Raw genomic sequence first — 13,813 nt, forward strand, 5'->3', positions numbered from 1 at the left:
CCCATGCAGAAGAAAATCATCCTTATTAGCCTAGTCCTGCTAGGACTGAGTTCTACCCAAGCCTCGGCGCAGCTGGTGGTATCGGCCCCGCTGCTGGAGGGGCAAAGCGCGGTGCAGACCGGCCTGCAAAAGACCATGAAGGGGCTGGAGGCCGCAGCCAATAAGCTCGTGGCCTTCGGGGTGAAGGAGCAGGAACTGACCAAAACCTTTGCCCGCAAGAACCTGGAGCAGCACAAAGAATGGTACGACGGCCTGCTCAAAGTCAGCGCCGCCGTGCGCGACTATCGGCGGGTGCGCTCCATCTACGCCAAGCAAACCCAGATTATCCAGCAGTACTCGGATGCCATCAACGTGCTGCGCACCTCGCCCTACATCAGCCCCCAGCAGCTCACGCAGATGACCAGCGTGTACGCTCAGCTGCTGACGGAAGGAGCCAACACCGTAGCCGACCTGCGCACGGTGGTCAGCCCGGCCATGCTCAAGATGACCGATGCCGAGCGCATGGAATTCATCGACCAGCTGGACGCCAAAATCACCGACCAGCTGGGCTTGGTCAGCTACTTCACCCGGCGCAACATGATGCAGCTGCGGGCGGCCCAGCAAATCGAGCAGGACCGCCAGACCCTTCTATCGTTCATGGGCGCCAACGCCCGCTAACCCCACCCGCTACCGATGAGAATTGCCTCCATCTTCGCGCTGCTGGTGTTGCTGAGCCTGGTGACCCGGCCGGCGCGGGCCCAAACAGTGATATCGGCGCCCATCTCCGAGCAAATCTCGCGCAAGCAGATTCTCCACCAGGGCGTATCGACCACCCTGAAAGGCCGGGCCAAGGTGCTGGCCGGCGACATCAAACAGCTCAGCACGGCCATCAAGGGCATCACCGACCAAACCCAAGCCCTGCACGCGCAGTGGTATCGTGGATTGCTGCAAATCAGCACCGGTGTGCGCAACTACCGCCGGGTGCGGGAAATCTACGACGCCCAGGCGACCATGATTACCCAGTTTTCCAGCGGCGTGACCGAGCTGCGCACCCGGGGCCTCACGCCCGCGCAGGTCAGCGAGGCCTCCGCCATGTACCAGGTGCTGCTGCAGGAAAACGTGTCGCTCATCGCCGAGCTGGCCACCATCATGACCACCAACCGGGCTCAGATGACGGATGCCCAGCGCCTCAAGTTCATCAACCGCATCGCCGACCGGATGCAGCAGCAGCAGCACCTGATGACTTACTACACCAACAAGTGCCGGGCCGTGGCCTACCAGCAGCAGCAGTCCCGGCAGGACCGTGCCTCGGTACTGGCCCTGATTGGGGCCGCAGACGCCGCCCGCTAGCGCCCTGCCGCTTTTCTCCCACCGCATTTCCCGCCGCTATGGACATGAACTCAATTACCATGCAGATGCTTCAAATGGAGCAGATGCTGGGCCGGCTCTACGATTCGATGCTGCCGCTGGTCGCGCAGTTCGTTACCCTGGGCCGCGCCGTGGGTGGCATTGCCGCCCTGGTTTTCATCAGCTCCCGGGTGTGGGGCCACATTGCCCGGGCCGAGCCCATTGACTTGTACCCGCTGCTGCGCCCCTTCCTGATTGGTCTGGCCATCCTGCTGTTTCCGCAGCTGCTCGGCGGCCTGCGCGGCGTCACGGGCGCGCTGGCTACCAGCACCGACTCGGTGCGTACCGACCAGACCGCCCGCATTGACCAGCTGCAGCAGCAGAAAAAGGCGCTGCTGGCCCGCCAGCCGGGCAACGAGTACTTTGCCACCGACGAGGCCTACGAAAAGCGGCTGGAAGAGCTGGGCGGGGCCACGGGCATGAGCAACCTGGGCCAGCAGGCCGCCTTAGGCTTTGACAAGCTCAAGTACGAAGTGAAGCAGGACTTCCGGGAGTGGATGAAAAACACCCTGGAGCTCTTCCACATTGCCGCCCGTCTGCTCGTCAACGTGCTGGCCACCTTCCTGCTCATCGTGCTTTCGGTGCTGGGTCCGCTGACCTTCGGTATTGCCATTTTTCCCGGCTTCACCGACTCCATCGCCAAGTGGCTGGGACAGTTCGTCACCATCAGTCTGTGGGTGCCGGTGGCCAACATCTTCGGGGCCATCATGGGCCAGTTTCAGGTGATGATGCTGGAGGCCGACATCGGCCGCCTTAACACCGGCGCCGGCGTCGACTCCGCCGATTTCGGCTACCTGGTCTTTCTCTGCATTGCCATTGCCGGTTACCTGGTCATTCCCTTCATCACGGATATGATGCTGGCCGCTTCGGGCGTGAGCGGCGTGGCCCGCGCCATGCAGGGGGCGCTAGTGGGCACCGCCGCCACAGCAGGCGCCGCGGCCGGGGCGGCCACGCGCCTGGGCGCTGCCCCTGTGGCGGCGGCCGCCGCCACGGGGGCAGCCACTACCGACAACCGGTCTTGGGGCGAGCAGCTGGGCCACCGCGCCGGCACCGCCCTGCGGGAGCGAGTCTTCGGCCGCCGCTCCGCCTAAGCCCGGGCCCACTTATTCCTCACTAGCCCTCCCTAGCCATGTTCGCATCCCTGAAAACCATCGACTCCGCCTTTCAGCAGGTCAAAACGCTGGCCCTGCTCTTCATCGTGGCAGTGCTGGTGCTGGCCGGCGCCATTGCCTACTTCGCATTCCAGACCACCACGGCGGCCGCCAACCGCATCTACGTGCTGGAAGGCGGGCAGCTGCTCACGGCCGGCGCCCGGGATGCGCGGGCCAACCGGCCGGTGGAGGCCCGCGCCCACGTCACGCGCTTCCACGAGCTGTTTTTCACCCTGGACCCCGATCAGAAAGCCATCGACAGCAACGTGAACAAGGCGCTGTACCTGGCCGACAACTCCGCGAAGCGGCAGTACGAGAACTTCAAGGAGAAGGGCTTCTACAACGACCTGATTGCCGCCAACATCAGCCTGGAAATGAGCGTGGACAGCGTGGTGATAACCAACTCCCGTCCCCTGGTAGCGCGGTGCTACGGGCACCAGCGGGTAATTCGAGCCACTTCGGTGACCACCCGCAACTTCCTCTCGGAATGCTCCCTGCGCGACGTGACGCGCTCGGAGAACAACCCGCACGGCTTCCTGATGGAGAACTGGCGGGTCCTGCGCAACGAAGACCTCAGCACCCAGCCCCGCTAAGTCCCACCCGATGGAAACCAAACCGCACGACGCGCAATTTCTGCGCACCCGCAAGATGGCCACCTTCCTGCCGGTGGTGGGCGTCCCCTTCCTGGCCGTTATGTTCTACCTGGGCGGCGGCGGGCAGGGCGCGCCCGCCGAGGCCCAGAACGTACCGTCCGGCTTTAATACCACCCTGCCTACGGCCGAAAAAGGCTCCATCACCGCCAGCAAGCTCGAAGCCTACGCCAGCCCGGTGGACACCCTACGCAACCGGGGCCTGGTCGACGCCCGCCTCGATACGGCGGCCGGCTCGGGCCTGTCCTACTCCATCGGTGCCGACGGCAAGCCTGGGCCCAACGGGTCGGTGGACAAGTCCGTGGTGGAAGCCCAGCAGCAGCTCATTGCCGCCCAGCAGGCTCAGCTGAACGGTGGGACTGCGCCCGGTACTGCGGTAGCCCCGACGGCGGCGCCCGGCGCCCTCACGCCCCAGGAGCAGTTGGAGCTGATGCGCAGCCAGCACGAGCGGGAGCTGGCCGAGAAGGATGCTCAGCTGCAGATGGCCCAGCTGCTGGCGCAAAGCAACAGCGGTGGGGGAGGGGTATCCCGTCCGGCCGCGCCGGCGGTGGCCAAGACCAGGAAAAAAGCCCGCACCCGGGCTAACGTGGTCGATGAGGATGCCGTCGTTTCCCGGCTGGGCGGGGGCGGCACGGGCAGACGGCGCACGGCCTCGTTTACCGGTTTGGATGACGGCCATGCGGCTACCGAAGATGCCAACACTTTGCCGGCCGTCATTCACGAATCGCAGGAAGTCGTCAGCGGCTCGCTGGTGAAAATGCGTCTGACGGAATCGGCCGTGGTCAATGGCCGCACCCTACCGGCCAACACCTTCATCTACGGCAAGTGCAGCCTGGCCGGGGAACGGCTGAACATCAGCATCGAAACGCTGAAAACCGGCAATCGGGTCTTTCCGGTGGCCCTCGAAGTCTACGACGTGGACGGGCTGGAAGGCCTGCACATCCCGGGCGCCATTACCCGGGACGCGGCCAAGCAGGCCGGTGCCGACGGGCTGAACGCCGCCGATGCCATGACCATGAGCGCCGACCCCACCCTGGCCGCGGCCGGCGTCGCGGTTACCGCCGTCAAGGGCCTCGGTCAGAAGAAAATCCGCCTGGTCAAAGTGCGCCTGAAAGCCGGCTACCAGGTCATGTTGAAGATTGATAAATAAGCTACTATGAGAATCGCCCTTGCCCTCTGCACCCTGCCCTTCAGCCTGGCCGTCGCGCCCGCCCTCGCCCAATCCACGACGCTGGCCAGCACCCGGCCCGTAGCGCCGGCGGCGCCGGCGAAGCTAGCGACGTATCCGCTGTTTGTGTCGGAGCAAAAAACCACCCACCTGGTTTTCCCGTCCCCGGTCACCTATGTCGATTTGGGCAGCGCCGGGTTGATTGCGGCCAAGGCCACGGGCTCCGAGAACATCGTGCGGGTCAAGGCGGCCGGCAGCGGCTTCAGCGAAACCAACATGACCGTGCTCACGGCCAGCGGCAAGCTCTACTCCTTCGTGGTGGGCTACCAGCGCAACCCGCGCCAGCTGGGCCTGGACCTGGGCGCAGCCAGCGCGGGCCCCGCCCAGCTGCCCGTGCTCCCGCTCTACGTCTCAGACCAGAAAACCACGCACCTCGTGTTTCCCTACCCGGTCACCTACGTCGACCTGGGCAACTCCGGCATTCTGGCCGCCAAAGCCACGGGCGCCGACAACATCGTGCGCGTGAAGGCGGCCAGCAACCGCCTCACCGAAACCAACATGACCGTACTTACTTCCGGGGGCAAGCTGTATATGTTCGTCGTGAACTACCAGCACGACCCCAAGGTGTTGAGCCTGGACCTGAGCACGATGACCAGCTATACCGCCCGGGCCGGCAGTGGCAGCGAGGCCATTTTATCGAATACGCCCATTCCGCAGGGCAACCTGGATGCTTTTTCTAAGCAGGCGCTGGCGCGCGGCGGCGCGGCAGCCAGCGACACGAAAAACCAGCTCAGCGTGCGCGCCGGCCGCGTGGGCTACCAGCAGGAAACGTTGTTTTTCCCGCTGCACCTGCGCAACCGCTCCAACGTGACCTATGACGTGGATTTCATCAAGTTCTACATCCAGGACAAGAAGGTGGCCAAGCGCACGGCCGAGCAGGCCATTGAGCTCACGCCCACCTACGTCTACAACGGCAACCTGAAAAAGATTGAAGCCGCCGGTAAGCTGGAGCAGGTATTTGTGTTCAAGAAGTTCACGATTCCTGACCAGAAAAACCTGGTTGTCGAGGTGTATGAGAAGGGAGGCGGGCGCAACGTTAAGCTCAAGCTTTCCAACAGCGACCTGCTACGTGCCCGCGGCTTCCGGTAACCACAATTCACCTGTGCGCCTTGCTGATTAGCTGCCTTGCGTGCACCAAACCGGCATCATTTCGTTTACTGGGTAGAACAAGCAGGGCAAACGACCGGCTCGGCACTCACTCTCATCCCTACTGCTATGCGTATTCTGCTGCTTATCGCCTTGGTTATCTTTCTCTATTCATCCTGGGCCCCGGCCTGGGGAGCCCAGGTGGCCACTTGGGGCCTGCTACTCTATTTCGGCTACAAGTTCTTCCGCCTTTCCAGCTCCGTTATGCACCGGGCCTCCCGCAGCCCCCAGGACCGCTACGGCCCTCATAATCACTAGCAGCTTCACTTCCGGTGGTATTGCCTAATACACCCTTCTGTTGCCTTTCCAAGGCAGCGGAAGGGTGTTTGGCGTTTGGGCCTTCTGTGAAACACTAACCAATGCGTTACCGCCTGAGCCGCATTCTACCCGAAGCACAGAAAACACTTTGTAATGATTACTGGATAACCTGGGTGCTGCGCAACCTAGCCGACTCGGCGGTGGCCAGCACTAGCAGCAAGTCGTCATTTAGCTATCTATTTCCCAGAGCGCACCAGATTCTGCCCTTAGGCTGCCAATCAGTAGCCCTTGAGCCCATACTGAGCCCATTGCCATGACCTAGCTACCCGCTAAAAAGCGAGTATTCGCGCTCCACAGGCCCTTTCAGCCATTCCTACCCACGAATGGTGAGCCCTTTGTGAGCCCTTTCTCCAACCTATTTAAATTAGTAGTCTATCGTTTGTTGCTCACAGTCACGAGTAGCTAGCTGCGCGTGGGCAAGTCGCATACTGCTAAGACGACTTTTCCTACAGTACGCAAGGCCAGCTAGCTATTTCAGTTCCTGTTCCGTGCGCACGTAATAGGTGTTCTTTCCGCTGCCGCGGCGCTCAATTGCCCGTGCTTTTAACATTTGGGCCAAGTCCAAGCGACTCTGTCGTTCAGATACCTCACCGGCAGCCTGTTGCTGGTAATCCCGACCGGTAAATTCCTGCCCGGCAGTAAGCGTTGCCAGAAATTTCCATACCCGTGGGTTGAGTTCAGCAGTCGAACGGGCTCCCTCCCCGATTGTAGCTGTACTGGCGGCCCCAGGCAAACGCAGCGTTAATAGCATGCCACCTGCCTTCTCTTCCCATTTGGGCGCCGGCAACCCGGCGTTCTTACAAGCCTCAATGATGCGCCTTCCCCCAATGCCCATTCGTTCAATAAGGCCGCGCAAGAGTAATACATGAGCCAAATCAGGATTCCGGGGACGAGATATTCCTCCCTCCCTTAAATTCTTAAGGGTAACGCCTTCCGGCAATCCTCCGGCGTTCCAGATTTCTAGATACCGAGGGAAAAGAGACAAGCTAATGCTTCCGTCACTGCGGGAATAGTCCCGATGCACAATAGCGTTTAGCAAAGCTTCACGCAATGCTTCCGGTGGAAAGGAAACTGATTCTGTTCGTACGAAACCAGTTGTTTCTGTTAAAGAGGCCTTAATGGCCAAATTAGTTTGCAGAAAGCCGCTCATTTGCTCTAGCAATGAAAACACGTGCCCCTCAAAGGACTTATTATCCAGCATTTGCTCACGACTCTCGTCGGCAAAATGCACGGCTCGTACTCGCGTCTGTGGCAGGAAGCGAGCTGCTTCTTTTGCGTAGAGTACTACGGCCGCATTTGTCAGTGCGCCCCCTCGAATCAAGTAGAGCGAATCCAACAGTCGCTCCGGCTCTGCTGGCAGGTCGGTGTATCGTCGGCGATTAGCATCTTCGGCTGTTCGTTCCAACTCCCTGGCGTCCAAGTCCGACAAGTCGCACTGCAAATTGGTGCGGGCCTCCCAGCGCGGATTGCTTTCCAGTTGACCAACTAACTCAATGACATTTTTAGGGGTTGCTTTGCGCGTTGCATTGCCTTCCCGCACATAGATAGTGTGCGCATAAGTATAGGGGCCATCAGCACCCGGAGCTACTTCCAGCAGTAATACGTCTTGTCGGTTGACCTCCAGGAGGCTAGCCATGCAGGAAGCAGGCGGCTGTACGCGCGAGAATATCTCTTTCTGCACTTTCTCGACTGCTTCCTTTGCCTGGGGGATGCCGACGACTTTGCCGTTATCCTCTACTCCAACCAGCACGCGTCCTCCCTCACCATTCAGAAAGGCACAAACCGTTCTGCCAATAGTTGTCAGGTTGTATCTGCTTAGCCGTTCCAGAGTTTGGCTTTCAGGCAGGTGCAACAGCTCTAAGTCGCTGGGAGTAGTCACGTAGGCGTTAGTTGCTTTCTCGTTTGTCATCTCTAAGGCTATTTTCCAGAACCTACTGCCCAGTTATTGCTCTCCGCATTCGATTTACATCTCCAAACTGGGTTGCGATATACCGGAGCGCATCTTCGTCGGTTCGGTATGTCTGCACCCAGTTACCGGTACGCTCGGCTATGGGTAGGTCCAAGCGCATCATCTCCTCATACAAATCCAGTACCTGTAGGTCACTGATTACCCGATTGCCCCGAGGCCATTCAATTAAATGCAAGTTGCCATCGGCGTCCTTTCGAAACGGCCCTGCTTCTGGGTCCAGGCGATAGGGACTTAGCAGTTGTCGCGCCAGCACTACGGATTCATGCACCAAGCAGCAGCGCTGCTTTTCCAGCTCCAGTGCCCGCCGCATTTCCATATGCGTAATGCTGGGCTCGCCTTTTTTCTCAATGCCGCTCCCATAGTTGCCCGTGATAATTCCAAGGAACACGTCGCATTCTTCCACAGCCGCGATGCAGTTGGCAAAGTTGCCCACCTTTGAATTGACAAACACGGTGCCTTCGTGTGACATCCATACGTTGTAATTCACACTCAGCGTAGCGTAAATGCGGTCAAGCAAATTTTGATTTCCATAAACGGAGGAACTCACCATCACATTTAAGCGCCTTGCCTTAGCCATAGAACCTAAAAGTAGCGGGTTTGCAAGAAAACAACCACTTCCGGAAGCTTCCGGAAGCTTCCGGAAGTGGTCAAAGGAGAACTTTTTAAACCGGTTGCCCGAACAGAGATAACCACAGATTGTGGCTAGAAACGTGGTTAACTATTTTATTCCCTCCTAAACGGCTCATTGCTCTTACACCGAGCGCGCAATTTTGAGCATGGCCGCCGGCGAGTCGCCGAACTTGCACAGCGCCTCGCAGTGCTGGCGCAGCTCCGAAAACAGGATGTAGCGAATGGTGGCGCCGGCGGCCCGGATGGCGGGGCGTGAGAGCTGCGCTTGCACTTCCTTTTCGCGGGCGTCGGGCACCACCAGGTAGAGCGCCGTCTCGTGCTCGGGCATGGAGAAAGCCAGGTCGGTCAGGCGTAGGATGCCCGAGTAGATGCTGGTGCTCTTCTCCACTTCGAAGGCGGCCACCACACGGTTGGTGCCGGGCGCAAACCACACCACGTCAATGAGGCGAATGGTGGTGGCCACCTCGGCCGACACGGGCAACTCGGGGTGCTGGTCGAGGCATAAAAACGAGAGCTTCTGGCCGGCGCATATTCGGTTGCGGTCGTTGATGGCCGTCGTCACGTCGCAGCCCAAGGCCTTGCCTACGCGCAGCAGGTGGTGCTGCATCTCGGTGTGCTGGTTTTCTTCCTGAGCCTCGGTCTGCACCTCCTGGTGGCGTTTGCGGGCCTGCTGCTGGTATTTGTCGCGGTCTTCGTCGCTGGCAAACTGTTGGTCGCCGGCAATCATCTTCTTCACGCCCACGTCGAAGAGCAGGCCGCTTAGGGCGCCGTAATCGAGACTCAGGTGCTGGCGGTGCTCTTGGTTCAGGTCGCGCAGCCGCTCGCGCATGCGCAGGTACTCCGACCAAGAACCCAGCTTGATTTTCTCCCCAAACAGCGCGTTGAACCCGTTGACGATGGCCGTGTTAAAAGGCGGCATCAGCGTGGGGTGCAGGAAATACAGGATGCTGGCCACGGCCGGGCCCAGCCCCTTGATTTTGCGACGGTCCAGCAAATCGATTTCGCGCAGCAGCTGCTGCTCAGTGGTAGCCGCCAGGCAGCTTTCCAAGAATTGGCCGAAGGCGCGCTTGTTTTCCTCGTGCTCGTAGATGTCAGGAATGCGCAGCTTGGGCTTCCAATAAAAAGGGTGAGCCGCGCCCTGAAACACCTGCTTCTGCTCGCTGATGACGCTGAGCACGAATTCCAGCGACGTGCCCTTGAAGTCGTTGCCGAAGCTGCCCGCCTTGATGTCCTTGACGACTTGCTGCACCCCGCGCCGGATGGAGCGAAACGCCTTCAGGCGCTCCTCGTTGTTGATGAACCAGGTGTTGTAAACGGATTCGGAATCGGCTTTGTATTGCTGGATAAGAGGCGGTAGCGGTGCGGGCATACGGGGGTGGGATACGTTGTAACTACTAAGATGCGCAGAAGCCCGTGCCCCGCCAACCGGCCCGCCAAAATTTCGGCCAGTTGGCGCCCACGCCCGGCTTAATGCGTCATGCCGGGCATAGCCATTTCTGGCATGTGCATGGGCTGCCCGGGTCGCATCGACAGGTCGCCGAACCGGGCCGCCACGTAATAGCCGGCCGCCAACAGCAGCAGGCTGAGGAGGGTAACCAGTGCTTTGCGCCCGGCCGATACATAGTCATCTCCCGTGGGGCGCATGCTGGGCATGGCGTGCCCGGCGTGCGCAGTGGTGTCCATCGCGGGCGTAGCGGGCGGCATTCCGTTCATCATCATCCCGGCGTAGCCGTGCTCCGCTACGGTGGGGCTGCCGCCCTTGCCCAACGCCCGCTCGGTGCCCATGCCGTGCTTGAGCTTGTGCTTCACCAGCCACCAGTTGATGGGGTAGGCAACGACCACGCCCACGAGCGTAGCGGCCGACATGGCCGCCCAGAACCAGGGAGACGTGGCCTCCATGGCCCGCATGTCGCGCGTCATCAGGATGACCATGGTAGGCAGCATGCCGGCCATCATGGCGTTCATCGACATCCATTCCGGCAGGAAGGAGCTACGCAGGGCCTGCCCGTAGCTCATGTTCATCATGTCCTTCATAAACAGCGCCTGGAAGATGAACAGTCCGAACGCAAACCCAGCGGCGTATTCAACCCAGATGTCGGTGCCCATGCTTAAGCCGAAATAGCCGGTGATGGCCGCGGCCACGATAATGCCGGTCGCGTCGCCGGCGGCGCAGTGAATCGTCGAGCCCACGGCCTGCTTCCAGAGTGGGGCCACAAACTGCTCGTGGGTGCCCGGAGCGGGCTCGCGGCACGAAAACCAGTAGACCAGCAGCCCAACCGGCCCGGTGTAAAGCGTGACCAGTACCCAACCCCACTTCATCACTTTCATCTCCGGGGTACTGGTAAACAGGTCCCAGGCCACATAGGCGACAGATAACAGGGTGAGGCCGAACCAACCCCACAAAAGCCATTCGGGTGCCCAGGGTGTAGCGTGCATGGGAGACATAAACGGAAGTCAAAAGGCGATGATAAAATGCTGGAAACAGGCAGGGCGGCCCATAGGGCCGCCCTGCTTACCGTGCTGTTACGGGGCAGCACTAGTATTTCTTGTGGGCCAGTAGCCAGGCCTGCAAGTCCTTTATTTCCATTTCCTGGTCGTCAATAATGTTGTGCGCCAGGGTTTTCATGGTTGCGGTGCGCCCGTATTCCAGTTCGGCCTGGGAATTCTCGATGGCGCTACGGTGGTGGTCGACCATGAGCTGCGCGAAATCAAAGTCGATGTCGCCGGTGAGCGGCCGCAGGTCATTGGCCTGCATCATGCGCTGCATGCTTTCCATCTGCTTCGCGTTGAACTCCGGCACGGCCGGCTGCTGCGGGGTGTGGCTGCTCAGGAAAGCATCCAACTGCTGAATCTCGGCCTGCTGCTTGGTGATGATGGTTTGCGCCATCTGCTTCATGTCGGCGTCTTTGCCGCTGCGCAGCTCTTCCTGGCTCATGGTGATGGCGCCCTGGTGGTGCATTTTCATCATCATGGCAAAGTCGTGGTCGGGGTCCTGCGTTTTTTGCATCGCCATCATCTGGTCCATCATGGCATGCATCTGCTTCATGAACACGTTGTCGTCGTGGGCCTGTACTTTCAGGCTGTCAGAGTCGTCCTTGTTGCAGGATGGGAGGGAGGCCAAGGCAAGAAACGCGGCCAGCAGCGGGAAGCGAAGTATCTTTTTCATCTAATCAGGTCTGAGGGAAATTTGCTGATTAGTGAAACGGCTGGCCATTGCCCTGGATTTGCACGGTTTGCTCCCAGGCTTGCATAATTTGCCGGCACCCGCCAGCCGCAGTTCTTCGCCTGATATCCAGCTTTACCGTGCCGGCTAGTCGTTTGCGCCTCGGTTGACGATGGGCAGAATCTGATAGAGCATCTCTCTGGGAATGCCCAGCATATCGCGCTGTTCGGCATAGTTTTCCAGAAACAAGGCAAACGGGTGGATGCTCTGCATCTGCCGTTGTTCATCCTCGGCTGGCGTCATGCCCGCCCAGACCGGGGCTTGCAGGTAGGCCACGTATTCATCCAACACGTCCTCGAATACCATTCGCCCATCCCGGAAATCTTCGTGATAGGCCAGGAGCGTATCAACGTCAATGATAATCAACGGACGCACGTTGTGCACCGGTAGCCCTTGCTGCTCCAGCTTGGCCAGCTCCGCCTGGAACCAGTCGTTGACGACCACATTCAGACCGGGCTGGTTATAAAGTCGGTCGTGCACCACCAGCACCGGGTAGATTATCAACTCTGTTGGGTTGAAATCGGTATCGAAGGGCAACTGCTGACGCAGTAGTCGCTCCACGTTGCCGGCCAACTGCCTGGCGGCTTTGGGGTGCTGGTTCTCGTCTTCGTAGAACTTCTTCTTTACCTCGTCAAGGTACGTGGCGAAGTCGTGGCCGGCCTTGGCCACCTTATTCACCCACACGTCTTTCGACTCGAAGAGCACGGCCCGGTTATCGTGGCGGAAGTAGTAATCCGGCTCCGACTGGCCTTTCAACTTCCACCCGTCAAAAATGGCCCGGCCGCTCAGGGCTAAGCCCCGGCCGCGAAAGGTGGCATCGAGCAGCATGTACAGGAGGTATTGCTCCGAAAACAAGTCACAGTACACCGAGCGCCAGTCGGGCTCGCGCTGGCTTTTCGGCAAAGACCGGTTGGCCAGATTGAACTGGAAGTACAGGCCTTTGTGCATGGCTTCCACCACCAATACCGGGTAAGCCAGCACGAAAGTGCCGGGTGTTTCTTCCACCAGCGGAGTAGTCCTTAGGCTGGTAAAGTCAGCCTTATCCAGTGGCTGGCCCTCGCGCAGCGCAAAGTGGCGCAGGAAGGCCCGGTCCGCTTCGTAGTCCGGTTGCGTATCGGGAATCTCCACGGAAATGCGCCCCGGATTTTCTGCCTGCATGACGGGTTTGGTTACGCCGCTGAGCTTACGGAAGTACTCGGGCCAGTCCCGGCAGCCGAAACGTTGGAGAAATGCCTGCAACAATGGGGCAAAACGGGCCTCCGCCTCCAAGAACTCGAATAGCCGAACTGACTTAATGAGCTGGAGGACGGCAATATGGAGCAGACGCAGGTTCACCAGCTCAAAGTCCGAGAACGTTAGCGCCAGGGCCATTGCCGCGAGCGGCTGCGTCGGAAGCAGCGCCTTCGCCGCGGCCGAAGCATGGTCCTGCTCCGCGATATAAGGGCCGTTCAGCACCAAGCACGCTTTGAACAAGCTCTGCTCTAACTCAGCCTCGGACTTGGTGTCCGGCTCATCCAGCAACTCGAAACAGTAATTGTACAGCTGTAGAACCGTCTTGGGGTGCAAAAAGCTTAGCCGGTCATGACCTTGCTGTTGAAGCAGCTGCGCCCGGTCAAATACCTCGTCGGCAAACCGCTGGCTGTGGGCGCCAAAGAACTGCTGCATGTCGGTGATATGGTTCCGCTTGGGAGCGGGCACCTGGCTGAGGTAGCCCAGCAGGTGCGACACGCATTGGAGGCGCCGTAGTCGGCTGATGCCGGAGAGGTAGTCCTCAACGGGCAAAGCGGGCTCGGAAAAAAGATACGTAAAGTCGACAAGTAACCCTCTAGTCATGAGCAGCGCAGGAGCCGGAAGGCCTGGTGAATGGCTCCTGCGCTGGTGAACAGTAAAAAATAGTCCGGCGTTAATAACACGGCAGCTTTTTTCTTACAAGTCCTTTACCGACCACTTACTCGTCACTAAATCAGCGAATCCAGGCTGCGGCGCGCGTGCGAGGCCGGCCCCAGCTTCTGGAACTCGGTAGGCGTGAGGCCCGTCACCTGCCGGAACTGCCGCGAGAGGTGCGCCGGGCTGCTGTAGCCCAGTTGCTGCGCCACCTCGGCGATGCTTAGC

General features: G+C 59.9%; 14 protein-coding genes. 7 read left to right on the top strand and 7 right to left on the bottom strand.

Features of this window, described 5'->3' with window-relative positions:
- The first annotated feature begins 3 nt into the window (after positions 1 to 3).
- The 7 genes from OIS53_RS20285 to OIS53_RS20315 all read left to right on the top strand — a co-directional run bounded on the left by OIS53_RS20285 (position 4) and on the right by OIS53_RS20315 (position 5,819).
- Complete coding sequence (locus OIS53_RS20285; protein ID WP_264682554.1) at positions 4 to 657, top strand: hypothetical protein; 654 nt, start codon at positions 4 to 6, stop codon at positions 655 to 657.
- A 15-nt stretch (positions 658 to 672) separates the two neighbouring features.
- Positions 673 to 1,329: a hypothetical protein gene (locus OIS53_RS20290; protein WP_264682556.1), complete on the top strand. Its 657-nt coding sequence runs from the start codon at positions 673 to 675 to the stop codon at positions 1,327 to 1,329.
- 38 nt (positions 1,330 to 1,367) lie between these two features.
- The gene (locus OIS53_RS20295) at positions 1,368 to 2,477 is read left to right on the top strand and encodes a hypothetical protein (RefSeq protein ID WP_264682558.1); all 1,110 of its coding nucleotides are present in this window, start codon (positions 1,368 to 1,370) and stop codon (positions 2,475 to 2,477) included.
- A 38-nt stretch (positions 2,478 to 2,515) separates the two neighbouring features.
- Positions 2,516 to 3,130 carry a conjugative transposon protein TraK gene (gene traK / locus OIS53_RS20300; RefSeq protein WP_125423234.1) on the top strand — a complete coding sequence of 205 codons (615 nt, stop codon included), beginning with the start codon at positions 2,516 to 2,518 and terminating at the stop codon, positions 3,128 to 3,130.
- A 10-nt stretch (positions 3,131 to 3,140) separates the two neighbouring features.
- Positions 3,141 to 4,337, top strand: coding sequence for a conjugative transposon protein TraM (traM, locus tag OIS53_RS20305; protein WP_264682560.1), 1,197 nt, complete (start codon positions 3,141 to 3,143; stop codon positions 4,335 to 4,337).
- Between the two features lie 6 nt (positions 4,338 to 4,343).
- Complete coding sequence (traN, locus tag OIS53_RS20310) at positions 4,344 to 5,504, top strand: conjugative transposon protein TraN (protein ID WP_264682561.1); 1,161 nt, start codon at positions 4,344 to 4,346, stop codon at positions 5,502 to 5,504.
- Between the two features lie 126 nt (positions 5,505 to 5,630).
- Entirely contained in the window at positions 5,631 to 5,819 is a 189-nt protein-coding gene (locus tag OIS53_RS20315) for a hypothetical protein (RefSeq protein WP_264682562.1), read from the top strand.
- Positions 5,820 to 6,348: 529 nt separating this feature from the next.
- Here the strand turns inward: OIS53_RS20315 and OIS53_RS20320 are convergent.
- From OIS53_RS20320 to OIS53_RS20350, 7 genes are all read right to left on the bottom strand, one after another.
- Positions 6,349 to 7,788 carry an RNA-binding domain-containing protein gene (locus OIS53_RS20320; protein WP_264682564.1) on the bottom strand — a complete coding sequence of 480 codons (1,440 nt, stop codon included), beginning with the start codon at positions 7,786 to 7,788 and terminating at the stop codon, positions 6,349 to 6,351.
- Between the two features lie 22 nt (positions 7,789 to 7,810).
- Positions 7,811 to 8,425, bottom strand: a complete 615-nt coding sequence (locus OIS53_RS20325) for a DUF4062 domain-containing protein (RefSeq protein ID WP_264682565.1) — start codon at positions 8,423 to 8,425, stop codon at positions 7,811 to 7,813.
- Between the two features lie 174 nt (positions 8,426 to 8,599).
- Positions 8,600 to 9,847, bottom strand: coding sequence for a hypothetical protein (locus OIS53_RS20330; RefSeq protein ID WP_264682566.1), 1,248 nt, complete (start codon positions 9,845 to 9,847; stop codon positions 8,600 to 8,602).
- Between the two features lie 98 nt (positions 9,848 to 9,945).
- Positions 9,946 to 10,839 carry a DUF4396 domain-containing protein gene (locus tag OIS53_RS20335; RefSeq protein WP_264682568.1) on the bottom strand — a complete coding sequence of 298 codons (894 nt, stop codon included), beginning with the start codon at positions 10,837 to 10,839 and terminating at the stop codon, positions 9,946 to 9,948.
- A 175-nt stretch (positions 10,840 to 11,014) separates the two neighbouring features.
- Positions 11,015 to 11,644 carry a DUF305 domain-containing protein gene (locus tag OIS53_RS20340; RefSeq protein WP_264682569.1) on the bottom strand — a complete coding sequence of 210 codons (630 nt, stop codon included), beginning with the start codon at positions 11,642 to 11,644 and terminating at the stop codon, positions 11,015 to 11,017.
- 144 nt (positions 11,645 to 11,788) lie between these two features.
- Positions 11,789 to 13,483 carry a hypothetical protein gene (locus OIS53_RS20345; RefSeq protein WP_264682571.1) on the bottom strand — a complete coding sequence of 565 codons (1,695 nt, stop codon included), beginning with the start codon at positions 13,481 to 13,483 and terminating at the stop codon, positions 11,789 to 11,791.
- A 176-nt stretch (positions 13,484 to 13,659) separates the two neighbouring features.
- Complete coding sequence (locus OIS53_RS20350) at positions 13,660 to 13,806, bottom strand: helix-turn-helix domain-containing protein (RefSeq protein ID WP_264682577.1); 147 nt, start codon at positions 13,804 to 13,806, stop codon at positions 13,660 to 13,662.
- Positions 13,807 to 13,813: the final 7 nt, after the last annotated feature.

This window comes from Hymenobacter sp. YIM 151500-1, from assembly GCF_025979885.1.
Lineage (GTDB): Bacteria > Bacteroidota > Bacteroidia > Cytophagales > Hymenobacteraceae > Hymenobacter.

What these genes read in the sequence shown, in the direction of transcription:
- traM (WP_264682560.1), top strand. Translation starts at nt 3,141, where the DNA reads ATGGAAACCAAACCGCACGACGCGCAATTTCTGCGCACCCGCAAGATG.
- OIS53_RS20320 (WP_264682564.1), bottom strand. Translation starts at nt 7,788, where the DNA reads ATGACAAACGAGAAAGCAACTAACGCCTACGTGACTACTCCCAGCGAC.
- traN (WP_264682561.1), top strand. Translation starts at nt 4,344, where the DNA reads ATGAGAATCGCCCTTGCCCTCTGCACCCTGCCCTTCAGCCTGGCCGTC.
- OIS53_RS20325 (WP_264682565.1), bottom strand. Translation starts at nt 8,425, where the DNA reads ATGGCTAAGGCAAGGCGCTTAAATGTGATGGTGAGTTCCTCCGTTTAT.
- OIS53_RS20315 (WP_264682562.1), top strand. Translation starts at nt 5,631, where the DNA reads ATGCGTATTCTGCTGCTTATCGCCTTGGTTATCTTTCTCTATTCATCC.
- OIS53_RS20290 (WP_264682556.1), top strand. Translation starts at nt 673, where the DNA reads ATGAGAATTGCCTCCATCTTCGCGCTGCTGGTGTTGCTGAGCCTGGTG.
- OIS53_RS20285 (WP_264682554.1), top strand. Translation starts at nt 4, where the DNA reads ATGCAGAAGAAAATCATCCTTATTAGCCTAGTCCTGCTAGGACTGAGT.
- OIS53_RS20295 (WP_264682558.1), top strand. Translation starts at nt 1,368, where the DNA reads ATGGACATGAACTCAATTACCATGCAGATGCTTCAAATGGAGCAGATG.
- OIS53_RS20330 (WP_264682566.1), bottom strand. Translation starts at nt 9,847, where the DNA reads ATGCCCGCACCGCTACCGCCTCTTATCCAGCAATACAAAGCCGATTCC.
- OIS53_RS20340 (WP_264682569.1), bottom strand. Translation starts at nt 11,644, where the DNA reads ATGAAAAAGATACTTCGCTTCCCGCTGCTGGCCGCGTTTCTTGCCTTG.
- traK (WP_125423234.1), top strand. Translation starts at nt 2,516, where the DNA reads ATGTTCGCATCCCTGAAAACCATCGACTCCGCCTTTCAGCAGGTCAAA.